Source organism: Sporosarcina sp. SAFN-015 (genome assembly GCF_059415085.1).
This window is the reverse complement of the sequence record NZ_JBPFDR010000001.1, coordinates 95,897-118,883: the sequence shown is the minus strand read 5'-3', so window position 1 is coordinate 118,883 and position 22,987 is coordinate 95,897. Positions and strand designations below refer to the sequence as shown.

Genomic DNA, 22,987 nt, shown 5'->3' with positions numbered 1-22,987 from the left:
CAACAGCATCTACCTGACCAACCCCGTTTGATTTGCATAAAGCGCAGCTTGTGTGCGATCGCCCAGGTTTAACTTCGTTAAAACATGGCTGACATGCTTCTTCACCGTATTCTCAGAAATGAATAGACTCTCGGATATTTGTCTGTTTGAGAATCCCAAACCAAGTTTTTGCAATACTTCCCTTTCCTTAGAAGTAAGTTTTTCCGCAAGATGGTCATCCACTTGTGGCTTCTTCTGTGTTTGCATCAGTAAGTCTATGATGTCAGGGTCGTAATACTTCCTTCCCCTTTGAATCACTTGGATGGCATAGACGAGTTCTTCGGGTTGTGCATTCAGTGAAATATAACCATCTATGTCTAATTCCTTTGCGCGCTCGAAGGACAAGGGGTCATTGGAATAGGTAAGGATGGCGAATTTACAAGTGGAATCTGTTTGTCTTGCTTCACTTATGACATTCAAACCGCTATCTTTTCCTAAATGGAAGTTAACGATAGCCAAATCGGGCTTTGCATTTTGAATTAATAGTAACGCTTCTTTCTTGGTCCCAGCCTCACCGGATACTTCCCATTTGTCTTGCAATAGAAGAATTGAAATCACCCCTTTACGGATGAGTGTTTGATCATCCACTACTACAATTCTCATTTCAATATAGCCCCCTCGCCAATAATAAAAAGCGTTCCGCGTACTGGATCTTTACCGTTAAACTCATGCAAACGAATTAGTACAAATATTCTACCAAAAGAACGATTAAATGGAATGACACAAAAGTGCATTAGATAAATCATCCTAAAGTAGAATGCCAAGGTCGAAAAAATCACCCCTTAGAGGGGAGTTGAATCGATTTTCTCTGTTTATACTAACTATAGTTCCATCTTCATAGTGGATAAAGCGAAGCAAAAGGAGGAGATGATGGGCGTAGTTTCACTTTCATCTGGAAATGAGTTTCTTATGTAACAGCACTCAATATCTTAATCTAAACTTCTTCGACTAACTGTATGAAATCATTCCAGACAAAGGTGAAACAGTGGAAGCAAAACAACTGCCAGACTATGAAAATGGTGCATTGATCCACATTTGCTTCACAAAGCAAAAGAAAAACTGATTCAAAACGCAATACCGCAAGTCAAAAAAACTAAAATAATTGGAGGAATTTAAAATGAGTCTTAAAAAGAAACTAGCAATGGGTGTCGCAACTGGTGCATTGGCTGTAAGTATGATCGGTGGAGGAACGTATGCTTATTTCAATGACGTTGAAACAAGCACGAACTCATTTGCTGCTGGTACATTGGATTTGGCAGTGAACCCTGAAACAATCATCGATGTAGGTAACTTGAAGCCTGGTGACTGGATGTATCGTGGTTTCCACTTGGAAAATAATGGTTCACTCGATATTTCTAAAGTGCTCTTAACTACTGAGTACACAGAATCGGTAGCTGGTTTTGGGGATCACATTGTAGTTGAGTTCCTTATTAACGAAGATAAAAGCAGTATTCTTGGACCGAGCAACGTAATTGACTCTATGACGTTAAGCGAATTGGCAAATATGACAGAGGATGCCGTTAAAAATGAATCACCTAGATGGTTTGGATGGCAAGGTGGAGAAAAGAGCGGTCTCAAAGCGGGTACAAAAGATAAATTGCACGTAATGTTTAGATTCAATGACAATGGCGAAGATCAAAACGCTTACCAAGGCGCAGATTTACAACTGAAATGGACATTTGATGCAAAACAGACAGCTGGAACATCCAGATAATTTATAACCTGGGAGGAGAGCCCTTCTCCTCCCTACTTCTATTTTTAGTAAGCCGCCAGAATTTATTCTTATATTTATTTCTCAACATATAACTCTTTTTATGTCTTGAGGAATATATTTAAGAAAATTCCAGTGAAGAAAATTAGAAAGGCGGAATTGAATTGAGAAGAAAGCGTATACGCGTATATAGAAAAAGGAAACAAGGACTTTTTCTTACTTTAAAATTGGCACTCATAGGTTATTTAATTATTTTTAGCACTAGTTATATGACGTCTGGCACGTCTGCTTATCTGAGCAGCCAAGCGGAAGTTTCCGATATGATTATAGCTGGCGTATGGGATCCCGTAAAGAAAGCATGCAGTGATGTGGAGGATACAGAAAAGGATGAGGAAACTGCTGTCGACAACGAAGACAAGGCAGGTATTCCTCTGGATGAAAGTGAAGTAGGCGAAGTGCCAAATGAAGAATCTATTATCGATGGCGAAGCACAAGCTGACACGTCCCAAGAAGAAAAAGAAAGCGTTGATGCACCAGATGAAGGGAAAGTCGTTGACGGCGGGGCCCAAATGGAAATACCAAGTGAGGAAAATGTTGGCGATGTATCGTCTGGCGAAGGAGAAGTAGATACACCTCAGGAGCAAGTCGAAGCTGACGTCACGTCAGATAACGAAACAACTGGCAGCAACGAAGAAGAAGTTGAAGTACCCCAAGAAGAAACTGATAACAATGTTTCACCAGTTGACGAAACGACTGTTGAGGTTGAAGTAGAAGAGATTCAAGAAGAAATCCCAAATGATATCTCAGCAGGCAACGAAGATCAAGTAGAAACGCCTCAGGAGGAAACTCAAAATGATATACCATCAAGCGACGAAACAAGTGTTGTTGAGGAAGTTGAAGTAGAGGCTCCTCAGGAAGAAATCCAAAATGACATACCATCAAGTGACGAAACAAATGCAGGTAATGAAGATGCAATAGAAACGCCTCAGGAAGATACTAATAATGATTCATCATCTGGCGATGAAAATATAATTGGCGATGAAAATCAAGTAGACGCACCTCAGGAAGAAGCAGGAACTGATGTGGTTGATGGCAAGTCTGAAGAGGGAGACTGTGAGGAAATCGATGCAGATTCCGAGAATGAAGCCGGGAACGTTGATGAACTAAAAGATGAACAGGCAACTGAACCGGAAAATAAAGAGCCAAGTGATTCAGACGATTTAGTAGGCGATGATTTGGATATCAACAGAGAAGAAGAGCAAGAAAATCCTGAAGAAGATGTTCAAACACAACCGAAAGAAGATGAATCTAAAAATGGAACTGAGGAAAATCCTCCTATAGAAAGTGATTATGACAAAGAGATGAGTATACCTGAAAAACCAGAACAAAACACAATGAAAGCAGAGGGGGATACAAATGAAAACGAAGAAAATAATGAAATGGATTAATAGCATCGTCTCTACAATACTGATGATCTTGTTGATCGGGGTGGCTTCCGTTGTGGTCATCACGAAAGCGTCTGGCGGGGAGCCACAACTTTTCGGCTACCAATTTAAATCAGTGCTATCAGGTTCCATGGAGCCGGGAATTCAAACCGGCTCGATCATCTCCGTAAAATTGGTCGAAGATAAAACCAATTTTAAAGAAGGCGACGTCATTACATTCATGGAAGAAGATATTTTGATTACGCATAGAATTACCGAAGTAGTAAAAAGTGGTGATAATGTACTTTACCGCACAAAAGGTGACAACAATAATGCGGAAGACATGAATCCGGTCTTAGCAGATAATGTAGTTGCGGAGTATACCGGTTTCACAGTGCCTTACGTCGGTTACTTTATAAATTTTGCACAGTCGAAGAATGGAGCACTACTACTGCTGATCCCTGGTTTTCTATTGCTTATCTACTCTGCCTTTACAATTTGGAAGGTTCTTTCTCAAATCGAACTGCCTCAAAAAAAGCAAGCGGATGTATAAGGAGGCACTATTATGAGCAGGTTGTTTCGACTTTTTTCACTAATTTTATTGATCAGCGGATCATGTTTCATACCAATAGCGAGTGTATTTGCGGATGGTGAGAGTGAGACGGACACGAATGAATTGAACATCAGCCTTTCGCCGACAGGTACTTTATTCGACATTAGCAATATGAAGCCCGGCGACTGGGCGCCTCGGACGATTATAGTCAAAAATACGGGAAGCAAAGATTTTGACTATCAAATGAAATTGCAGAACGACGGAGAAGTGAAGCTATTTAATGAGTTATTGGTGGAGATAAAAGCCGGTGACGTGGAATTGTATACTGGGAAATTGTCTGAATTTAAATCGTTGCCGGCGAGAAAACTTGTGAGTGGCAATGAGGAAAGTTTGGACATTACAATTCGTTTTCCAGAGCATCTTGGAAATGATTTTCAAGGGCTATCATCTGCATTTACATTCACTTTTGCAGCGGAAGGGAAAGAAGAGATGGCAGTCCAAGCTATGACAAAAGGGATGATTGACAGTGGGGTATTAGCTTCTTCAGGATTTACCTTGAAAGCTACGTCGGGAAAAATATTTAATTTCATGTTAATTGGTTCCGTGCTGGTTACAGGTGGAATTGTATTTATGATTGTTAGGCATTATAGAAGGATGAAACTGGCTCAATAGACAAGTTTTGGGGGCTGCCTGTGCATGGCGAAACGTGCATGGGTGGCTTTTCATTTATGCTGAGTAGAGAGAATGCGACTTATCTATTTATTCGACAAAAATAGAAGGGATAGCACCGCAGGAATCGACGGAATGCTCCTATCTTAATTGTTATACTAGCCGATAATTAGGACTGATATTGACTTGGAGGGGTGATTTTGCTGAATAGAATCTTAGCAACTGTATTAAAGAAGAACAATAAGAAACTTTTTGTCTCTCTGTTGTCTTTATTGCTCATAGTAGGTATCGTAACTATTTATACCTGGATCATACCGAACGCGAATACAGCCCAATCTGAAGATGGCATACCCGAAATGGTAACTGCATTTGACTATAAAGCAATGGTTACTCCGAACGTCCTTCATCCAAATGGAGGAACGGTAGAGGCTGGCGAGACACTATATAAAAACATCACTACTGCAATCCCTATCGATTTAAAATCCATCATAAGTGCTGATGAAGAAGTACTCGCCAAGGGATCATACGAAGTTCAACTACTTATTAAAGCAGGAGGCAATTGGGAGAGGGCTTTCTCTTTGCAGGACAAGCAAAGCTTTGAAGGGAAAGGAACGGATATATCCGTTATCAGCAGTTCCTATCAAATCGACTTGGGCCAAGTGAATGCTTTTATTCTTCAAGTTGAGAATGAAACGGGAGTGAGGCACCCAAAATACGAACTTGAAGTCGTTCCAACGATTCAAGGAGAACTTCAATACTCGGATAAGGTAAAGGAGCTCGATATCCAGGACAAGCTCATATTCGATTATTTACCTGAGGAAATTAAACTTGCTAGTGAGAAAGCCTACTCTACTGCTATTGAACCTAATGAAAATCAAACTCTGACGAAATCATTCAGTATACTTGGATTATCTATTCCCTTGCTTCTTGTACGAATTATTAGTATATCGTTATTCCTTCTTCTTATATTGTCCATTCTATTTTCGCTCGTATATTTGGACGAGGGTCCGGTGAATGATGACACATCGGAAGCGGAAAGGCTTAGCAAGAAGTACGGAAGGCGGGTGATCCCGATTTCGGAACAAATTGATTTCACAGGAAAGACCATTGTCCATTTCGCTACATTTACATCCATGCTGAAGATTGCGGATGAAATTGAACAACCGATATTTTTCTATGAAAATGGGAATGATGATAGCCAAATGTACCTCATAGTGGATCTATTCTGTGTGTACATGTATGCGCCGAACACCGATATACCACCAGCAAGACCAGCTAAAAACCTTGCAAATAGAAAAGATTATGTAATCGGTTAATATGCAAAAATTTTGGTGCCTGTGCAGCACGCAATTCTGTTTATTCACTACAATTGTATATTGACGCGAATGAAAGTCATCCGTTTAAGACGGATGACTTTTTCATTGTATGAAAATACCTCTGAACGAATTGTCATAAATGCGTCTTACACAGGCAGCTAACCCATCTACAAACAATTCAGCTGGTACAAAAGTATACCGACTTACACAAAGGGAGAAGAAGGAGTCATTAGAAAGTGTATGGATGTGAGCACTAAAGAGGAATGAAAAAGTATCCGAAGGAGGGAAGAGGAGTAGAATCATAGGACCTATACTGAGTACAGATAGAAAAACCCACTAATCAATCTTAGGTAGGCTAAATGATACTTGAGAGTTAGTGCAAAAGAACATGGTTAACTGAAGGGGTAGGTGATAATGAAAAGAATTGCGTTCGGATTCATAACTTGCTGCTTTTTGCTCGCAAGTACCTCAATTTATGCTAAGTCGGAGTTTGCTCTAAATATTGCTCATTCGTTTAAAGGGAAATTTGCATTCATTACTGATCAGTCAAGTGAAGAGGTACAACAAGGAATCTCCTTACTGGAGGAAGCCGTAGCCACACAGCAAGAACAGTCAATGAAAAAAGCAGAACAATCGCTTGAGAATTTCGGTCAAGTAACTGCAAAAGATAAGTTTAATGAAATGAGCAAATACAAGAGCGAATATCTTCAGCAAATCTCAGAAACCCAAGAATCCTTGATGAATAGCGAATGGGTTATGGATGATGAAGATTTGCTAGAAATGATGAATGAAATCGAAAATGATTTTCTCGACGTTTTGGAAGATATTTTATCAGAGTAAGGTTTCTACGGTTCACTCTATGGGTGGACCTACAAATAAAAATAATATATAAAGGGGAGTTATAAAATGGGAATGACTGTTAAGAAAAAAGTATTGGCTGGGGCAATTTCGGTAGGATTATTATCAGGCGTTGGAATGGCATTTGCTAACACAGACGCAGGCGGGGCTTTGAAGTCTTGGTACGATGGGAAGTTTGGCGAAACGTTATTGGCCATTAACTCAGATGTATCAAAATATGCACAAGAGCAATTGCCTGGATTGAAAAATGAGTATAACGGAATGAAAACTGAAGCAGAGACTGACATTAATAATAAGAGGGATAGTGAAATTGGGGCTGCTACAACAGCAATTACAAATGCAAAAGCAAGCAGGATAGCATCGGTGGAAAGTACGAAGGATGAATTGATCGATGGTGCAGGACTAGCTTTCTATAATGAATTCCTTAAAGGTTATTTTGAAATTCAAGAAGCTGGAGACGCAGCGCTAGCATATGCTACTACTGATTTAACTGCATTTACAGGTGAAAAGGGACAAGCAGCTATTGAACAAGTCACTAATGACTTGACTGCAGCGAAAGACGCGGCCGTTACTGAGTTGGAAGAAGCGATTCGAATTGCAAAAGAAGAACTGACTGCCGAGTTAGCAACACAACAGGAAATCAACACTCGTAATTTGAAAAACCGAATCGATTGGAAGATTGACGAAGTGCGTGGACAAGTTGAAGGAATTCTTGCTGACCTAGTTGCAACACAAGAAGGCTTAATTGCCACGAAAGCGGCGGAACTAGAAGCTGAAGCAATTGCTGCACTAGACGAAGTCGTTTCCAGCATCAATGAATAAATAATACTTGTTAGGGCCTGCCGTTTAATTTGCCAGGCCCTAATATTTTAATGAGGGGGTTGCAAAGTGGATACTAGAATAACTAGATATAGAAATAAAAAATTATACTATATGAAAAAGGTTAAATTCCTAATTGGAGCTGTTCTTTTGACTGGGGTACTTGGAAGCGGTGTATCGATCGCTTTCGCAAAGCAGGATGTACATTCACTTCTTACAAATTGGTTTACTTCGAAAAGAGGAACTGCAGTTGAAGAGATCAAAGATGCTATCGAGAATGAACGTGATATTCAAATTGGTCGCATACAAGAACAGTTGCAAATAGAAATTCAACAAGCAAGCCAATACATTGACTCTTTTACGATTGCGGAAAAGGAAATGAGAACTAGCAATTTAAGAAACTATGCCGATGAATTGATCAACAACATGGTAATTGACAAATCAGCTGGGGAAAGTAGTATTCAAAAGGAATTGGATAGTATTTACCAAGAAGCAATTAGGGAAATGGAAAAGGCCATGCAAGGTAGTATTCCAGGCAATTCACCTGGAGTGGAGGCGCCTCAGCCAACTCCTGTGCCTGAGCCTACTACCGAAGTTGAGAATGAAGAGGGTACCGGATCAGATGAGAAAGGAAGCGAAACGGAACCTGGAACAGAGGTCGGTACAGAGGTAGAAACTATACCTGATGTTGAGTCAGACAATCCTGATGAATCAGATGCTGAAATCGAAACAGAAATCATTCAAGAACCTGAACAAGATCAAGAAATTGGTTCTGATGATAGAAAAGGACTTGATATATAATGCATATGATCAAACTTGATGTTGCCCCAACAACTCAAAAGGAAAAAGATACAAATAAAGTTATTGAGAGTATAGTAAGTTGGGTGAAATTTGTGCTGATTGTAGCGGCGATTGTTTTCATTGTTCGCAGTGTAGTCGGTATAACAGTAATAAGTGGCAATTCAATGGCCTCATCAATCAATAACAATGACGTAATTGTAACGAGCAACCTGTTTTACGAACTCGAGAGAAATGACATTATTCTATTCCGGGATCAGCACGGTTTTGATGTTATTAAACGAATTATTGCAGTGCCAGATGACACAGTTGAAATTGTAGGCGGAGCTGTACTTGTGAACGGCGAAGCTGTAAATGAAGAATTCGCAATGGGAACCCCGAATGATATGGCTCTAACATCTGTGCTCAAGGACTCATATTTTGTTATGGGGGACAACAGAACGCCTGGTGAAAGCTTGGATAGCCGGAGTAGTGATGTAGGGTTGATACCGAAGGAAAGAGTAAAAGGTGAAGTGTTCATTTCCCTATATCCATTTAAAAACTTCATGAATCAGTAATTGATATCCCGAATGGTCGAAATTTACCGTTCGGGATATTTTTATGTAAATAAAGCACCTTGCCCGTTTGGACAAGGTGCTTCGATACTGCACGATTAGAAAGGGAAAGCTCCTCGAAATTTTCTCGACTTTTTACGAAACACATTTACCATTCTTCTTCTCATTTTCCTGTCTATAAATGGATATACCATTAGCGGTAATCCTGGAATGATCGAGATAATGATTAAGGCCAGCCAATAAGATTTCTGTGCAAGAAAATAGATGACTGATGAAGGCAGGAAAGGATAAAAGATCCCAACGCGTATGGCTGTTTCGTACTTTCCTGGTTTTTCGGCATGCAACGTGTATTCTGCTTCAACAAGTTGTCCTTTTGTAAGGTTGAGCCTTTCGTGACTTAAATCAATTTGGTTATCATTCGTTGTAATGACGCCGATTGAAGGGATGAAGCCATCATTTCGTAGTTCGGATAACGGTTGTGTTATAACATCACCGACTTGCAAAATACCTAAGGAACTTCCCATAAGAACCCCCTTGCTCGTTTCAGATACCTCATATATAAGCTTCACATGTTGGCTGGAAGCGAGCATTGTACCTCCCATGATCATGGCAATAACAAAGCCGCCACCTATATAGATTAGTTGCAAATCCATGCCTTTATTTTTCTTTTTGTGCCGTCTGCCTGATTTCAATTCTCCGATTCCAATAAGCAAAGCTAAGATGACGGCAAACACGGGCAATACATAAGGATTACCTTGGTATTTTTCCATCCAAAGAGAGAAATAGCCTGCTTTAGGTATGACGAGAGGAGAATCTCCGATTGTAACGGCCTTGGCAGCAATCCATTCTCTTTTAATCAAACCTGACCCCGCTGATTCCTGATCCGTCTGCTTATTGGCATCCCCTTTTGTGATGAATCCTTCTTCATCATTTCCTTCCATTACTCGATGTGCAATCCATCCTTTTGTGGCCAAGCTTCCTTTGTCGGTTGTAAAGAATACGATATCTCCCACATTAATAGTATCTTTTTTGCCTACATTTTTAATCACTACCATATCTCCTCGCTCCCAGACAGGTACCATACTGTCGGAGCGTATAACAGTGAGCAATATCGGCTTTTTCATAATGGCAGATCCGACTGCTGCACTTAGCGTAAGCAGGATAACGAATAGAAGCAGGATGTTAAAAACCTTCGATAATCGCTTCAATATATATTCCCCCTTACTGTAATTGTAAGATAAATATCTCCTGAATTAACCCCTCTCAAGAGGGAGGGGAATGGTACGAAAGTATACTTGTTAGTAGCCATTCGTAGTAGTCTCAAGTATCAAAAGTAGCTTGCAATGTAGACGAAAGAGTTTTAAAAAAGTGTTCTTACGAGCGACGAAGTCTATGAATATCTCTCCTATACTTAAATCAGTTAGACAACGGCGAGGAGCCGAATAAAAGAAGAGGAGATGGTATTTTGAAGACGAAAAAAAGTTTGTTGATGGTAGTGTTGCTGCTAGCCATTTCAAGTTTGATGGCTGCAATGTCGTATTCATCTGCGACAGTGACAAGTGCGATGACAGGAACTGTGAAAACGACGGATACAGCCTTATTGGCACTGAATGCAGGAAAGCACAATGCGGCAAAAATTGAGGACGGCGTATTGAAAATTGACTTCAATAAAGGCAATGTTACAAGTATGCCAGTCAGTACGTACGGTGTTCAAAAACAGAGTGAATATGTATGGGACGGACTTTTCAGCGTGAAAAACAACTCTGAAAACCAAGTTGCAGTAACAATCAAAACAGAAAACAATCCAGCTGCTGGCGTTACTTTGTACGCAAAGGCTGGAAATGGTGAATGGACGAAAATCGACAGTGTCAACGGAGCTTTCATTGGCGAACTACCGATTCCATTTAAGAACTTGAGTAAGCATGAAGTTAATGTAGATATTAAATTGGTCGTTGACAGCAAAGCGTCCCTCGGTAACTTCAATCCTAACTTAGTTGTAGCTGCAGAAGCGCAAGTGAAATAATGTCGAAAAAGGGTTGATGGCATTTGTCATCAATTCTTTTTTCGTAAAAGAAGAAAAGGGGTGTCGAGGTGCGAATGAAGAAAAGTGTATTGATGATCGTTTTATTACTTGCAATTTCAAGCTTAATGGCCGCTATGTCGTATTCATCCGCAACAGTAACGAGTGCGATGACAGGAAGTGTTGTCAGTACAGACGAAGCGCTTCTAGCATTAAATGTCGGAAAACATAATGCGACAACGATTGAAGATGGTGTGTTAAAGATTGATTTCAACAAAGGGAATAATAATTCGTCATTTGGATTGCAAAAAAATAGTGAGTATATATGGAATGAGCTTTTTACTATAGAAAACAACTCGGAAAATATTGTGTATGCAACTATTAAAACCGAATATAATTTGCCGGAAGGCATCAGTGTTTGGGTGAAGAGTGGAAATGATAATTGGACTGAAATCGACAGTATAAGAGGTGCTGATGTTGCGAAATTGACAGCTGCTTCAGGTGTCTCGGCTCAAATGAATGAAATGGCGAAAGTCGATGTGAAAATCGTTGTGGAGAGCAATGCAAGCCTTGGCAATTTTGCTCCGAACCTTGTTGTCAGTGGAGAGGCTGTCGATTAATAGAAAAGTGCTTTTGAAGAATTGATCTATACGGTCAATTCTCTTTTTTTGATTGATGGAAAAATTCGACAAGTAGTGCCAAAATAAAATCTTATTAATCAAAAATAGAACTATACTCCTTACGAGTAATGACAAAATATTCAAATTGCGTTCGTTATAATACTTGTAATACTACAAATTTATCATGGGAACGATGAAATACGTCCTGTATTTGGGCACCTTGGACGTATGGAGTTAATGGTGCAACCGACCTGATTAAATGCGGACAAGCGTCCGATTTGATTGGGTTTTTATTATTTTTGGGAGGTATTTCGGTGAAAAAATACTTATATGGTGCCGTATTATTATTGTTCTTATCATTTTTATTTCTACAAAGTACTAGTTTTTCTAACACGGAACTGCGGAACAAAGCGACAGTATCCTCAGTATCTGAAAGTCATGCTTTATTATCTGTCCATTATGGAGAAGGCCGGCTATTTTGGATAACAAATAACATGGAAACCGTTGTGCAGGTAAGGGACACAGGCGGCATAGCTCCGAATGAATCATTTCAAATCGGACCAGGAAGAAGTGCCGGTTTTACAATTCAAGGCCATCCTGAAGAAATAAGCGAATCGATTTTATTGGATATCGAATGGGATGGTGGATATGCATTGGTAGAGACGACTATTCCCCAATCCAATATAGAACAGATCCTTCTTGAGCTGTTGATAGAAGAGGATGAGAAAGAAGAAGAGGAAGTGGAAAATCCTGAACAAGAAGATAGCGATGAGAAGGAAGAAGCGGTTATTGTGCAAGAAGACCCGGAAGAGGATGCTCCTGAAGAGCATGCGGAAGAATCGCTGCAAGTAGACGAATTAGAAATGACTACCGAAATAGATGATGAAATCGAAGAGTAAAGGAGTGGCTGGTTTGAAACAATTTTTAATGAGATGGAATAAAACACGAAATCTGATCCTTTCTAGTGTCCTTGCTGTATCCATTGCTATTTTAATCTACTCCTTCCTACAACCAACCACTTCAACTACGACGACACATTCAAATCCAACTGGAATTACAACAATATACGACTATAAAGCTACCATCAAACCGAATGTCCTCAATACGTCTGGAGGAACAGTTCCGGTTGGAGATACGATTTTAAAGAAGATTACAACCGCAATTCCGATTGATATGAAAACGATCATTACTTCCACAGAGGATATAGTTGTTGAAGGAGAGCATGAAGTCCAGTTAACAGTGGTCGCCCAAGATCTTTGGGAAAAGACATTTCCGTTGGAGAAAAAACAATCATTTCAACAAAAAGGGACAGCCATATCGATTATGGATGGCACCTACTCGATTGATCTGGATAAAATAAATGCGTTCATTACCCAGGCGGAAGAGGAAACAGGTATTACGCCTTCTAAATATTCCTTACTAGTAACCCCGATGATAAAAGGGACTATTCATTTTGATGGAATCAAAAGGGAATTGCAAGTAAATGAGAACCTTGTTTTCCATTATTTATTCGACAGTATTGTTTTGGCTAGTGAAAAAGAATTTACTTCACCGATTCAGTTCGGCTCTATTGAAACTATTACTAATACACTCAATTTTTTAGGTGTCGTTGTACCAGTAAGCGTTTTAAGGATTTCAAGTTTACTGTCGTCACTAGTATTGTCGCTGCTATGGATTTATGTGAACAATATTATGAAACCGAGAAAACGAAAGTCACAAATTGAATCGATTAATAAAAAGTATGGAAATAGAATTATTGCCGTATCGAGAAATGAAGGCATGGATGGAAAATCAATATTGCTGTTATCAGATATAAAGTCGCTTCTAAAAATAGCGGATGAGAAGGAACTTCCTATTTTCGTTCAACAAGAAGGGGTAGAGAGAGCTAGCTATTTTATTGTGGACGGGAACCAATTATATAAATATGAAGCGTTTGAAGCGCACTTGGCCGTAATCGATGAAATATGGGACGAAGGTAGAAGCATTTATGCGGAAGAGTAAGGAGATTTTGCGAGCATTAACAGGGAGCCTGGGGAATATTCTAAACTTGGCGTTGTTATTTCGGGCTATATCACTACTGTTAACTTCGGTCTTTTTTCTCTTCGGTCCCCAAGCACCATGGATTTTTAAACTTGGCATTATCGGTGCATTATTAGTTGCGGCATGGATCATCGCTGATTTGCAAAAAAGATATATAGGAAATGTAAAAGTGATTCAGGCTATCGTTCTAACTGAAACAATCGGGTTAACGTTATTGTTAATTCCGACTGGGGGCATTACGAGTCCATTCATCTGGTATGCATTGAATCCAGTGCTTATCGCTGCAGGATATTTGGCACCGTTATATTGCTGGGGCGCATTAACATTTTATCTTGGCAACGCGACTTTCATCACGTTCTCGTTAGCTGGAGCAGATTCCATTCGGCAAGTGGTCGAGGAACGATCTTATTTTTATTTAGTCTGTTTGTTGACGACCTTGCTTGTCAGTTTATTTTCCAGACTGACGAAAGAGTTGGATGCTAATGCTCGTCTTCTGCGAATCCAACAAGATGAACTTTTATTCGTGAACGAAAAGCTGAGAATAACGAATGAAAAGTATATAGAAACAATGGAACATATCATGTCTTTCTACCAGTTGACAGAAGGGATGACGAGCAAAAAAAATGCCGGAAAAGTCATGGTGGAAGTGACCGAGTCATTACGGAAATGCACTCGATGTGAAGAGGCTTTTTTCTGGCTTATCAGTGCTGAACAACGAAGTCAGATTGTTAATAGGACAAAATTTGCGGGATTGGAATTGGAGCTGCAAAAAGCCTGGCATTGGATTCGCAATCAAAGTGGGGCATTTGCTGGGAATTTCGGTGAAGAGGTATATCTGATGAAAGTCATTCGCACTTCATCGAATAATGGAGTTGTCGGTGTGAAAATCGGCAATTTACAAGAGGATTGGAAGCCGCTACGTATAAACCGTCCGTTTGAAGCTATAGCAGAACTCGGTGAACTTATGCTTGAACGGATTTCAATGGATCGAATGATGGACCAAATGCTTATATTGGAAGAGCAGAACCGCATTGCGAATGAAATACATGATAGTGTGTCACAAAGATTGTTTGGTATCGTCTATTCTCTTCATAGCTTGAAAGGTAAGAGTCAATTCATGACAAAAGAAGAACTAGATGAGGAGTATACATTTCTATCGGTATCCGCTCAAGAAACAATGAAGGAATTACGGGCCGCTATTTACAGTCTAAGTCCTGTGAAAAAAGGAGAGAAACCATTCTTTTCAAGGATTGCTAAGTATGTTAAAGATTTTGCGAAACTTAATGACATATGCATTAACCATAATCTCGAGGGGCATGAATCAATTCTTTCCTCCGATTTAAAGGAAGCGATTTATCGAATCGTTTGTGAAGCTTGTGGCAATGCGGTGCGCCATGGCAAATGTAAACGAATCGAATTGGAAATATTAATTACCGATGAAAAGACTGAAGTAACAATCTGGGATGACGGAAATGGTTTTCAGTCGATGAGAGGACGAGATAGGAAAGAACAAGGGATCGGCCTTTACAATATGCAGCAGAGTGTCAATTTGTTTGGCGGCAACCTTTCCATTGACAGCCCACCAGATTTTGGGACCACAATCCGCATAGAGATTCCAAAAAGTAAAACAGGGAAAATGAGGGAGATGATAGAGCTATGAAAATTGTAATTATTGATGATCATCCATTAGTAAGAAAAGGTTTAACTGCTATCCTTTCTCTTGAACATGATATAGAGATTCTTGGGGAAGCGGCAAACGGCAAGGAAGGGCTGCTTGTATTGAATTCCTTGAAGCCTGATTTGACGATTGTCGATTTAAGGCTAGGCGACGAATCAGGTCTTGACTTGATTGCCGAAGCAAGAAGGCAAGGCGCAACTTGCAAGTTTGTTGTGCTCACCTCTTCAACGGATAAAGAAGATTTCAGACGGGCAAAAGAAATGGAAGTCGACGGGTATGTGTTAAAAGAAGCGTTGCCGGAAGAAATGTTGCATGCACTACGCATGATCAATAGAGGACGAACGTATTACGACCAAGGTGTGCTCGAATTTGTAATGAAGCCGAGCACCTCTTATAAATCGGAAAAGCAAACCGAAGTGTTAACGCCTAAGGAAATGGAAGTGTTAATGGAACTCGGAAAAGGCTTTTCAAATAAGGAAATCTCCCAAAAAATGTACATCACCGAATATACCGTGAAAAAACACGTTAGCCAGGTTCTTGCGAAGCTCGAACTGGCAGACAGAACACACGCCGCGTTATATGCCAATGCGACTGGGCTGGTTAGATATGTAGTAAATTGAAGTGGGAAACGGGTAGGGTTTTATTCAAACTTCCTGGTGTTTACCATATTGTGTTCATAAACATTAATAAAAAGCGACCATTCTTAAAACAGAATGGTCGCTTTCTTTCACTTCTTATTCTTCAACTTGTTGGGGAAACTTAGGACGAAACGTTTAACATGTCTTTTAGTAATCATTGAAGTATTAATAAATTCAACAAATAAATCATTATCGGTATCGTTAGCAATGCGGCGAGCGTGGAGAAAATGGTTGTGATGACACCCATCTCTTCGTCTGCGGAATATTTAGCAAACAGAATGGAAGAAAGAGTCAAGGTCGGCATGGCTGCCTGAATGAGCAAGGTTTGCAGCATCACCAGATGAAGAGACAAGGTCTTGCCGATTAAGACGGCAAAGACCGGCAGTAAAATGAGCTTGACCATTATCGGCAGCCACAGAGTCGACCGCGATATCTGCAGTCCTCGTGCAGGTTTCGTTTGAAAGAGGTTCATCATCATGATTCCGATATAGAACATGGCCAGCGGGGCTGCAATGGCTGCTAAACGATCAAACAGATCTACAATGAGTAGCGGTGGGCGGTATTGGGAGAGCGCCATCAGTATTCCTATGAAAATCGCAATGATTGGAGGATTGATCATTGTACGCAGCATGCCTAATCCGACTCGCCGGTTTTTTTGAAGCAACAGAGCACCGACAGTCCAGATTGTAAAGTCAACCCCCGCATCAAACATGGCTGCATACAAGGCTCCTTCAGGTCCTAATAGTACAGCGCATAGTGGAATTCCGATAAACCCTGTATTTCCCAAACCAGATAGAATGGCAAGTTCCTTTGCTCGGTCGACTTTCTTATGAAATACAATTGCAAAAAGATAGCCCATGCCAATGCCGAGTACGTTAATGCCAATGGAGAGGAAGAATACAAGTAGTATTTTTTGAAGAAGATCCCCGTTAATGTCCACTTGTAAAATACTCGACAAGATGATGCAAGGCATACCGACGTTTACAATCAGACTAATAAAGACGTTCCGCGTGTCTTCGTTAAAATGGAATGTTCGCGCCAGGATAACTCCAATTGTGATCATTAAGGTGATAATTCCGATGGAGTGAAAAATCAAACCAAGTGTCAACGGGTTCCCCCCTTTCTTACTAGAAAGCACTGTGCTTTATGCACAGTGCTCAACAAATTAGTTTTGGGTTTTGAGGAATTTTAGAATCGAATGGACGAGAAGCAGGGTTCTTGGCTCAAAAGTGTCAAGTTCCATGTATTCATCTGTCCCGTGCCAGTTTCCGCCTACTGGCCCCATTCCACAGATTGTCGGGATGCCCAAGGAGGCAGTGAAGCCCGCATCGGCGGCGCCTTTTGTACGTTGTTCGGTAATATTGATGCCAAGCTCACTGCCTGCACATTTAACTACGTTGAATAGTTTTTCCACACCGCTATGTTTTTCCATCGGCAACATGCCAATATCGCCGGACAGCGTACTCTTGGATCCGTCAATATAAGAATGGTCAACAATTTTACGTATGTTCTCTACTGTTTGTTCGTACTGGTCCAATGTCCAAAAAGCAAGGTGAATGGTAGCTGATGCAGATGGCGACACGACGTTGTTACCAATTCCTCCATGGATTTTGCCGAAGTTGATTGTTATCCCCTTTTCGATATCCATGAGTTTTTTAATTTCAATCATCTTCCTTGCAAGTTCATCGTTAGCACTTATACCATTTTCAATAAAAGCCCCCGAGTGGGCTGCTTTTCCTTCGACATCGATCCTCAAATGGGCTGAACCTTTGCGCGCAGTGACGACTGATCCGTCCGGACGGCCGGGCTCAAGGTTAAATACAGCAAGCGCATCGGCCGCCCGTTCTTCTATAATCGACCGGGAAATAGGAGATCCGATTTCCTCTTCGGATGTGAAAAGAAGTTCAATCTCGCAAATTTCATCTTCCGCAAGCTCTTTCAAGGTTGCAACAGCTTCCATCATGGTCACAAGACCAGACTTCATATCCGATACACCTGGACCTCGAAGCATATCGGCCTCTTTTTTAAATGGACGCTCATTAGCCGTGCCGACCGGAAATGCGGTGTCCATATGTCCCATGAGCAGAATTTTTCCATCCCGTTTTCCAGTCACTTTGGCAATGATCGCATCCCCGTAGGTTGCGTGAGGTTTAACTTCATATGTTATGCCATCCTGGTCAAGCCTTTGTCGGATCAATCGTCCTACCTGATCCACCGACTGTTTGTCCAAAGCAGAACTATCCGTATTTACCAGCTCAGCTAGAAAATCAACCGCCGATGGCTGACGTTCCTTTATGTAACGTGTAATTTCCTTTAGCAGTTCACTTTGCATTTGCTTGTGACTCCTCCTTACGCTTCCAATTTTCTTTTTCTCCATTCTTTCAGAATAATTACCGCAAAGATCGTGAGGGTGACAGCGAGAATCACTGCGCTCACTGGGCGGGTTGCAAAGATGGAAAAATCATTATGCGATAGCAGCATCGAACGACGGAAGTTCGTTTCGACAATCGGTGCCAAAATCAATGCCAATAACATCGGCGCAAGTGGAAGGCCGACTTTTAACATAACGTAGCCTAACAATCCGAATACGAGCATGATCAGCACATCAAATGTCGAGTTCGCAATCGAATACGAACCAAGCAAGCAGAGTACAACGATTGCTGGCATCAGGATTTCTTCAGGAATTTTAAGGATTTTCGGGAACACTTTTGAAGCTCCTAAACCTAAAACAAGCATGAAGATGTTTGCTAGGATCAATGCTATGAAAATACCATAGACAATATCGCCATTTGTCGTAAATAGCATAGGACCTGGTGTCAGTCCCTGAATCATTAATGCTCCAAGCATAACGGCAGTTATTACATCACCTGGAATGCCAAGTGTCAAAAGAGGAACGAGGGCACCGCCTGTGACCGCATTATTAGCCGATTCGGTTGCGGCAATTCCATCAACATTTCCTTTGCCGACTGACGATTTATCTTTTGCAACTCGTTTCCATTCGTTATAAGCGACGAATGATGCTACACCCGATCCAGTTGCGGGGATAATACCGACAAATGTTCCAATAGCGGATGAACGCAACAAATTGAACCAGTTGCGTTTTAATTCTGCAGCTTTCAACCCGATAGAAGAGTTGCCGATTTTACTTCTTAGCTGTTCTGCTTTCCCTTCCAAACGGCTTAATACTTCAGAGATGGCAAACAGTCCAACAAGCGCGGGTACTACATCGATGCCATTCAGTAAGTTTGCATTACCGAACGTAAAACGGTTGACCCCTGTAATAGGGTCCAAACCGATAACAGCAATGAATAGTCCGATTAAACCTGCGATAATCCCTTTTAATAGAGAGTCGCCAGAAACACCAGCAACAATTGAAATTCCGAACAGGGCAAGTGCAAAGTATTCTGGAGGTCCAAACGACAAAGCGACTTTTGCTAGTTGAGGTGCGATGAAAATGAGGGCCACACAGCTAAATAATCCGCCTATGACAGATGCAACTGTTGTCATCGTCAAGGCCTTCTTGGCTTCTCCCTTTTTTGTCAATGCTGGACCTTCCAAAAGGGTAGCTGCAGCTGCAGCAGTACCAGGCGTACCAACGAGGATTGCGGTGATTGAACCAGCGTATACCGCACCTACATATACCCCGAGCAGGGCACTGAAACCGACTACTGGATCTAATCCAAATGTAAGCGGGATGAGTAGGGCCACCCCCATCGTTGCAGTCAGCCCAGGAAGTGCGCCAAAAACAATTCCAAGGCCTACTCCGAGCAGGTTGGCAAGAATTGCGGCCGGTGCTAAGGCGAATAATAAGCCAGCGATGAATTCTTGAGACATGAAGCATCCTCCTTTCGATACGTTAATTTAAGGTAATGGAATCTTAAATGCCAGTGTGAAGATGAAATAGAGTAAAATCGGCAGGATAACCGCAACACCTGCGAGCAACACAACCTTCCGTAATCCAAAAATCCATTGGGCTGCAAGCAGAAACAGGATGGTCGAAATGATAAATCCGACCCAAAAGAAAAGCAGTATATAAGTTATTAACAATGCGATGAATAAGACGATTTTTCCAACAGCAGACCGATCAAACTGAATATGTGGCACGCTTTTTTCTTTTTTCAGACGTAAAGCTCCTCCGACAATCAGCAAGGCTGCAGAAATCGCCAATAGCGTCAAAATCAGTTTCGGAAAGAAATCCGGCCCATAAGCTTGTCCGTTCCCGAATTGTCCGGCCATCAAGAACCCTATTGCTGATAGCAACAATAGAATTCCGCCTGTAGAGATGTCTAAAATTTCTTTTCTCATCTACACATCCCTCCTAGATTAGTTGTTTAGCGATTTGATTACTTCTTTATTCTTTTCATTCTCTTCCATTGTTTTCTTCGTAAACTCCTCTGAATTTAGGAAGGAGATCGGCAAGCCCGCTTTCTTGAACTGAGCGATGACTTCTTCATCTTCGAGGGCCTTCTTAATACTTTCCTCAAGCTTAGTAACGACGTTGTCCGGAGTATCTTTTGGTGCCATAAATCCGAACCATGCACCTGTACTAATCAATTCATAGCCAAGTTCTTTGAACGTTGGTACATCTGGCAGTTCTTCCAGACGTTCGTCAGAAGTCACAGCTAAAATCGTAAGCCCGTTTCCATCATGGGGGAGCAGTTCAGATATTGTGTTAACTGATGCATCAACGTGATTGCCGAGCAGTGCAGTTACTGCCTCTGCTCCGCCTTCAAAAGGAATATGCTCCATGTCGAGATCTCCCTGACTTTCAACAAATGCAGCTGTTACGACATGCTGATGAAGTCCAGCACCGGTCGTTCCATATGTCACACTCTCTGTTCTTGCAACTTCAAGCAATTCATTTAAACTACTAATGCCAGAGCTTGAATTCACAGCAATTCCATAGGGAGCTTCTGTAATTTGTGCAATTTGCTTGAAGTCTTTTGTTACGTCGTACCCTACGTTGTTGGCATTTGGCGTGAGTGTAGAAGGTCCGACCGCTGTGAGGATAATATTATAACCATCCGGTTTTGCCGTTTTCACAGCAGTCATACCTGTAGAACCTGCACCGCCAGGCTTTGAAATGATGTTGACCGTTTGACCAAGATCTTTCTGAATGGAGTCACTAATAATACGAGCTTGAAGATCTGCACTACCTCCAGCGGCATACGGTATCGTCAATGAGATTGCCCGTGAAGGATAATTATCATTCTTGCCTGCATTTGATGCAGCGCCATTACACGCAGCCAACCCCGCTACTAGTCCTCCAACCATTAAAACACTCATTATTTTTTTGAATTTCATTCATTTTCCCTCCCAATATTGTTATCTGATCAAAAATTGATGCTAATTAGAATTTTATATTGAAAACGATTACATGTAAAATATATAATAAGAGTAGAATGTATATAAAAAATATATAAAGGAGGGTTTTTATGGATTTTGATCGGCTGCGGTATTTTATTATGGTCGTCGAAACAGGCTCCATTTCAAAAGCGGCGATTGCCCTCAATATGACACAGCCACCTCTCAGCATAGCCATTCAGAAATTGGAAGAGGAATTAGACGTTAGTTTGTTCATTCGAAGTGGCAAACGACTTACGTTAACGGAGACGGGTCATCTCCTTTATAAACGGGGAAAACAATTGATGCTGTCTACTAGTGAAATTATGAAAGAAGTTGCTGAACACGATTCCGGGGAATACGGAACTGTCACAATCGGATGCTCGACAATTGCTAATATTACGATCATCCCAGAGGTCGTAAAACGACTGAATGAACGGGGAAGTCGTATCACAATCCGTGTTCTTGAAGGGAACACTGCTTTCATTTTAGAACAGCTTCGGCTGCATAAGATGGATATAGGGCTTGTCCGTAATATTTTCGACAAGAAAGACTTCCATACGACCGCCCTGCTGACCGAGTCCCTCTACGTTGCGCTGCCGCCCGGGCATCCGCTTGCGGATAGGAAAACAATCGAATTGAAAGAACTTAAAAAAGAAAACTTTCTTATGCCACACACTACCCTTGGCTACGGCATCTCTGACTTTATATTGGAAGGATGCGATGCAGCTGGCTTTACGCCTAATATTATCTATTGGGGTACCGAAACTTTTCCTATGCTTAACATGGTCCGAGAAAATCTCGGAATTGCATTTGCTCCTGCTCTCTTCCAGAATATTAACAACTATGAACTCCCACCTCTCGTCGAACTAATTAATCCAACCATTGAAGCTAAACTCAACCTAGTTACTTTAAAAAACTCTATCCAAACAGCTGCCACTGAACAGTTCTTGGCGGTGACAAAGGAAGTTATTGAGGAATTGAGATAAGAAGGTCTTGACCTTAAACTTACTCGAACCTTTATAATTAAAATAGGTAGAACATACCGAATTTATTTTCAAAAAGGGGATGGAACAAATGGTTTTCCGTTGGGATGGTGGATTTATTATGGTGGCTTGGGACAAGTTTGAAGAGGGGATTGAATGGTATACCAAGCATATGGGTTGGACTTGTTTAGATAGTGTCGTTACACCTGTCGGAAAAAAGGCATTCCTTAAGATGCCGAGATTAGGTGTGGTGACATTGAAGTCCTTTGAAGGGGAATTTGAACATTTTAAATCTGAAGGCGGTTTTGAAGGACATACTAGGGTAGGATTTGAGGTGGCGAATCTTGAGGATACTCTTGCCTATTTTGAAAAGGAAGGGATCAAGATTTCGAATATGGTTACGTTGCCTGCTGGACAAGTTAGTTTTGATATCCAAGCTTTTGATAATGCAAGGCTGACAGCAGTACACAATAAAGCTTTGGAAGGGCAATTCCCTGAAGCTAGGGTAACGGGTTTTGGTGATGTTAATGTAAGAATAGGTGTAAAAGATATCAATAAGGCGGTCACTTGGTATAAAGAGAACCTTGGGGTTCAAGTAGTAGAACAAAATGACAATTACGCACACTTACAAGTTGAGGATGCATATGACTGGATGCAGCTCTCTCAAGTGTTCTACGACAATATATGGTTGGAAAAAATAGAAGATATGCCTTTCGAAAAAGCAAACCCTACAGTTCGTAATTACTTTGACGTCAGGCCAGAACTATTTCATGAAACGTACATTCAACTTAAGGCAAATGGCTTGCACCCATCTGAAGTTGCTGGTAATCCCCATAATGGCTGGGCAGGTTTTCACTTCTTTGATTTAGATGGAAATCGCATTAACGTTTGGTCTTATCCTGCGTAACGGCAAAAGGAAGT

The 22,987-nt window shown here is 41.1% G+C and carries 24 protein-coding genes and 1 riboswitch; of the genes, 17 read left to right on the top strand and 7 right to left on the bottom strand.

Annotated elements, in window-relative coordinates; all coding sequences use genetic code 11:
• Nucleotides 1-9: 9 nt before the first annotated feature.
• Complete coding sequence (locus tag ACR65H_RS00565) at nucleotides 10-642, bottom strand: LuxR C-terminal-related transcriptional regulator (protein WP_440498111.1); 633 nt, start codon at nucleotides 640-642, stop codon at nucleotides 10-12.
• A 514-nt stretch (nucleotides 643-1,156) separates the two neighbouring features.
• Between ACR65H_RS00565 and ACR65H_RS00560 the strand changes: the two genes are divergently transcribed.
• The 9 genes from ACR65H_RS00560 to lepB all read left to right on the top strand — a co-directional run bounded on the left by ACR65H_RS00560 (nucleotide 1,157) and on the right by lepB (nucleotide 8,744).
• Nucleotides 1,157-1,753 (top strand): TasA family protein, encoded by a 597-nt coding sequence (locus tag ACR65H_RS00560; RefSeq protein ID WP_440498110.1) that lies wholly within the window; start codon nucleotides 1,157-1,159, stop codon nucleotides 1,751-1,753.
• 161 nt (nucleotides 1,754-1,914) lie between these two features.
• Entirely contained in the window at nucleotides 1,915-3,198 is a 1,284-nt protein-coding gene (locus ACR65H_RS00555) for a hypothetical protein (RefSeq protein WP_440498109.1), read from the top strand.
• A complete protein-coding gene (sipW, locus tag ACR65H_RS00550) occupies nucleotides 3,167-3,727 on the top strand; it encodes a signal peptidase I SipW (RefSeq protein WP_440498108.1) in 561 nt (186 codons plus the stop codon). Before ACR65H_RS00555 ends, sipW begins: the two co-directional genes overlap by 32 nt.
• Before the next feature lie 12 nt (nucleotides 3,728-3,739).
• On the top strand, nucleotides 3,740-4,399 hold the full coding sequence (locus ACR65H_RS00545; protein WP_440498107.1) for a hypothetical protein: 660 nt from the start codon (nucleotides 3,740-3,742) through the stop codon (nucleotides 4,397-4,399).
• A 197-nt stretch (nucleotides 4,400-4,596) separates the two neighbouring features.
• A complete protein-coding gene (locus ACR65H_RS00540; protein WP_440498106.1) occupies nucleotides 4,597-5,712 on the top strand; it encodes a DUF5305 family protein in 1,116 nt (371 codons plus the stop codon).
• 414 nt (nucleotides 5,713-6,126) lie between these two features.
• Nucleotides 6,127-6,552, top strand: a complete 426-nt coding sequence (locus ACR65H_RS00535; RefSeq protein ID WP_440498105.1) for a hypothetical protein — start codon at nucleotides 6,127-6,129, stop codon at nucleotides 6,550-6,552.
• Nucleotides 6,553-6,618: 66 nt separating this feature from the next.
• Nucleotides 6,619-7,392 carry a hypothetical protein gene (locus ACR65H_RS00530; RefSeq protein WP_440498104.1) on the top strand — a complete coding sequence of 258 codons (774 nt, stop codon included), beginning with the start codon at nucleotides 6,619-6,621 and terminating at the stop codon, nucleotides 7,390-7,392.
• A gap of 66 nt (nucleotides 7,393-7,458) precedes the next feature.
• The gene (locus tag ACR65H_RS00525) at nucleotides 7,459-8,190 is read left to right on the top strand and encodes a hypothetical protein (protein ID WP_440498103.1); all 732 of its coding nucleotides are present in this window, start codon (nucleotides 7,459-7,461) and stop codon (nucleotides 8,188-8,190) included.
• Nucleotides 8,190-8,744, top strand: coding sequence for a signal peptidase I (gene lepB / locus ACR65H_RS00520; protein WP_440498102.1), 555 nt, complete (start codon nucleotides 8,190-8,192; stop codon nucleotides 8,742-8,744). The genes ACR65H_RS00525 and lepB overlap by 1 nt, the downstream gene beginning before the upstream one ends.
• Nucleotides 8,745-8,839: 95 nt before the next feature.
• Here lepB and ACR65H_RS00515 read toward each other — a convergent pair whose 3' ends face one another.
• Nucleotides 8,840-9,949, bottom strand: a complete 1,110-nt coding sequence (locus ACR65H_RS00515) for a signal peptidase I (RefSeq protein ID WP_440498101.1) — start codon at nucleotides 9,947-9,949, stop codon at nucleotides 8,840-8,842.
• Between the two features lie 257 nt (nucleotides 9,950-10,206).
• On the opposite strand from ACR65H_RS00515, the gene ACR65H_RS00510 reads away from it, so the two are divergent.
• From ACR65H_RS00510 to ACR65H_RS00485, 6 genes are all read left to right on the top strand, one after another.
• Nucleotides 10,207-10,764, top strand: a complete 558-nt coding sequence (locus ACR65H_RS00510) for a DUF1102 domain-containing protein (protein WP_440498100.1) — start codon at nucleotides 10,207-10,209, stop codon at nucleotides 10,762-10,764.
• 74 nt (nucleotides 10,765-10,838) lie between these two features.
• The gene (locus ACR65H_RS00505; protein ID WP_440498099.1) at nucleotides 10,839-11,381 is read left to right on the top strand and encodes a DUF1102 domain-containing protein; all 543 of its coding nucleotides are present in this window, start codon (nucleotides 10,839-10,841) and stop codon (nucleotides 11,379-11,381) included.
• A gap of 177 nt (nucleotides 11,382-11,558) precedes the next feature.
• A riboswitch (cyclic di-GMP riboswitch) is annotated at nucleotides 11,559-11,641 on the top strand.
• Between the two features lie 54 nt (nucleotides 11,642-11,695).
• Nucleotides 11,696-12,280, top strand: coding sequence for a hypothetical protein (locus tag ACR65H_RS00500; RefSeq protein ID WP_440498098.1), 585 nt, complete (start codon nucleotides 11,696-11,698; stop codon nucleotides 12,278-12,280).
• A 13-nt stretch (nucleotides 12,281-12,293) separates the two neighbouring features.
• Nucleotides 12,294-13,382, top strand: a complete 1,089-nt coding sequence (locus tag ACR65H_RS00495; RefSeq protein WP_440498097.1) for a DUF5305 family protein — start codon at nucleotides 12,294-12,296, stop codon at nucleotides 13,380-13,382.
• 46 nt (nucleotides 13,383-13,428) lie between these two features.
• On the top strand, nucleotides 13,429-15,081 hold the full coding sequence (locus tag ACR65H_RS00490) for a sensor histidine kinase (RefSeq protein ID WP_440498096.1): 1,653 nt from the start codon (nucleotides 13,429-13,431) through the stop codon (nucleotides 15,079-15,081).
• Nucleotides 15,078-15,719 carry a response regulator gene (locus ACR65H_RS00485; protein ID WP_440498095.1) on the top strand — a complete coding sequence of 214 codons (642 nt, stop codon included), beginning with the start codon at nucleotides 15,078-15,080 and terminating at the stop codon, nucleotides 15,717-15,719. The genes ACR65H_RS00490 and ACR65H_RS00485 overlap by 4 nt, the downstream gene beginning before the upstream one ends.
• 172 nt (nucleotides 15,720-15,891) lie before the next feature.
• On the opposite strand, the gene ACR65H_RS00480 is transcribed toward ACR65H_RS00485, so the two are convergent.
• Genes ACR65H_RS00480 through ACR65H_RS00460 form a run of 5 tightly spaced genes read right to left on the bottom strand, consistent with a single transcriptional unit; the run spans nucleotide 15,892 to nucleotide 21,041 of the window.
• A complete protein-coding gene (locus ACR65H_RS00480; RefSeq protein ID WP_440498094.1) occupies nucleotides 15,892-16,845 on the bottom strand; it encodes an AEC family transporter in 954 nt (317 codons plus the stop codon).
• 57 nt (nucleotides 16,846-16,902) lie between these two features.
• Nucleotides 16,903-18,069 (bottom strand): M20 family metallopeptidase, encoded by a 1,167-nt coding sequence (locus tag ACR65H_RS00475; RefSeq protein WP_440498093.1) that lies wholly within the window; start codon nucleotides 18,067-18,069, stop codon nucleotides 16,903-16,905.
• A gap of 17 nt (nucleotides 18,070-18,086) precedes the next feature.
• Entirely contained in the window at nucleotides 18,087-19,571 is a 1,485-nt protein-coding gene (locus ACR65H_RS00470) for a tripartite tricarboxylate transporter permease (protein ID WP_440498092.1), read from the bottom strand.
• Nucleotides 19,572-19,598: 27 nt separating this feature from the next.
• Nucleotides 19,599-20,042, bottom strand: a complete 444-nt coding sequence (locus ACR65H_RS00465; RefSeq protein ID WP_440498091.1) for a tripartite tricarboxylate transporter TctB family protein — start codon at nucleotides 20,040-20,042, stop codon at nucleotides 19,599-19,601.
• Nucleotides 20,043-20,060: 18 nt separating this feature from the next.
• Complete coding sequence (locus ACR65H_RS00460; protein WP_440498090.1) at nucleotides 20,061-21,041, bottom strand: Bug family tripartite tricarboxylate transporter substrate binding protein; 981 nt, start codon at nucleotides 21,039-21,041, stop codon at nucleotides 20,061-20,063.
• Between the two features lie 131 nt (nucleotides 21,042-21,172).
• Between ACR65H_RS00460 and ACR65H_RS00455 the strand changes: the two genes are divergently transcribed.
• Both ACR65H_RS00455 and ACR65H_RS00450 read left to right on the top strand, forming a co-directional pair.
• Nucleotides 21,173-22,069: a LysR family transcriptional regulator gene (locus ACR65H_RS00455; RefSeq protein WP_440498089.1), complete on the top strand. Its 897-nt coding sequence runs from the start codon at nucleotides 21,173-21,175 to the stop codon at nucleotides 22,067-22,069.
• 88 nt (nucleotides 22,070-22,157) lie between these two features.
• Nucleotides 22,158-22,973 (top strand): VOC family protein, encoded by an 816-nt coding sequence (locus tag ACR65H_RS00450; protein WP_440498088.1) that lies wholly within the window; start codon nucleotides 22,158-22,160, stop codon nucleotides 22,971-22,973.
• Nucleotides 22,974-22,987 lie beyond the last annotated feature (14 nt).

What these genes read in the sequence shown, in the direction of transcription:
- ACR65H_RS00565 (WP_440498111.1), bottom strand. Translation starts at nt 642, where the DNA reads ATGAGAATTGTAGTAGTGGATGATCAAACACTCATCCGTAAAGGGGTG.
- ACR65H_RS00545 (WP_440498107.1), top strand. Translation starts at nt 3,740, where the DNA reads ATGAGCAGGTTGTTTCGACTTTTTTCACTAATTTTATTGATCAGCGGA.
- ACR65H_RS00450 (WP_440498088.1), top strand. Translation starts at nt 22,158, where the DNA reads ATGGTTTTCCGTTGGGATGGTGGATTTATTATGGTGGCTTGGGACAAG.
- sipW (WP_440498108.1), top strand. Translation starts at nt 3,167, where the DNA reads ATGAAAACGAAGAAAATAATGAAATGGATTAATAGCATCGTCTCTACA.
- ACR65H_RS00455 (WP_440498089.1), top strand. Translation starts at nt 21,173, where the DNA reads ATGGATTTTGATCGGCTGCGGTATTTTATTATGGTCGTCGAAACAGGC.
- ACR65H_RS00470 (WP_440498092.1), bottom strand. Translation starts at nt 19,571, where the DNA reads ATGTCTCAAGAATTCATCGCTGGCTTATTATTCGCCTTAGCACCGGCC.
- ACR65H_RS00460 (WP_440498090.1), bottom strand. Translation starts at nt 21,041, where the DNA reads ATGAAATTCAAAAAAATAATGAGTGTTTTAATGGTTGGAGGACTAGTA.
- ACR65H_RS00485 (WP_440498095.1), top strand. Translation starts at nt 15,078, where the DNA reads ATGAAAATTGTAATTATTGATGATCATCCATTAGTAAGAAAAGGTTTA.
- ACR65H_RS00560 (WP_440498110.1), top strand. Translation starts at nt 1,157, where the DNA reads ATGAGTCTTAAAAAGAAACTAGCAATGGGTGTCGCAACTGGTGCATTG.
- lepB (WP_440498102.1), top strand. Translation starts at nt 8,190, where the DNA reads ATGCATATGATCAAACTTGATGTTGCCCCAACAACTCAAAAGGAAAAA.
- ACR65H_RS00475 (WP_440498093.1), bottom strand. Translation starts at nt 18,069, where the DNA reads ATGCAAAGTGAACTGCTAAAGGAAATTACACGTTACATAAAGGAACGT.
- ACR65H_RS00535 (WP_440498105.1), top strand. Translation starts at nt 6,127, where the DNA reads ATGAAAAGAATTGCGTTCGGATTCATAACTTGCTGCTTTTTGCTCGCA.
- ACR65H_RS00465 (WP_440498091.1), bottom strand. Translation starts at nt 20,042, where the DNA reads ATGAGAAAAGAAATTTTAGACATCTCTACAGGCGGAATTCTATTGTTG.
- ACR65H_RS00505 (WP_440498099.1), top strand. Translation starts at nt 10,839, where the DNA reads ATGAAGAAAAGTGTATTGATGATCGTTTTATTACTTGCAATTTCAAGC.
- ACR65H_RS00530 (WP_440498104.1), top strand. Translation starts at nt 6,619, where the DNA reads ATGGGAATGACTGTTAAGAAAAAAGTATTGGCTGGGGCAATTTCGGTA.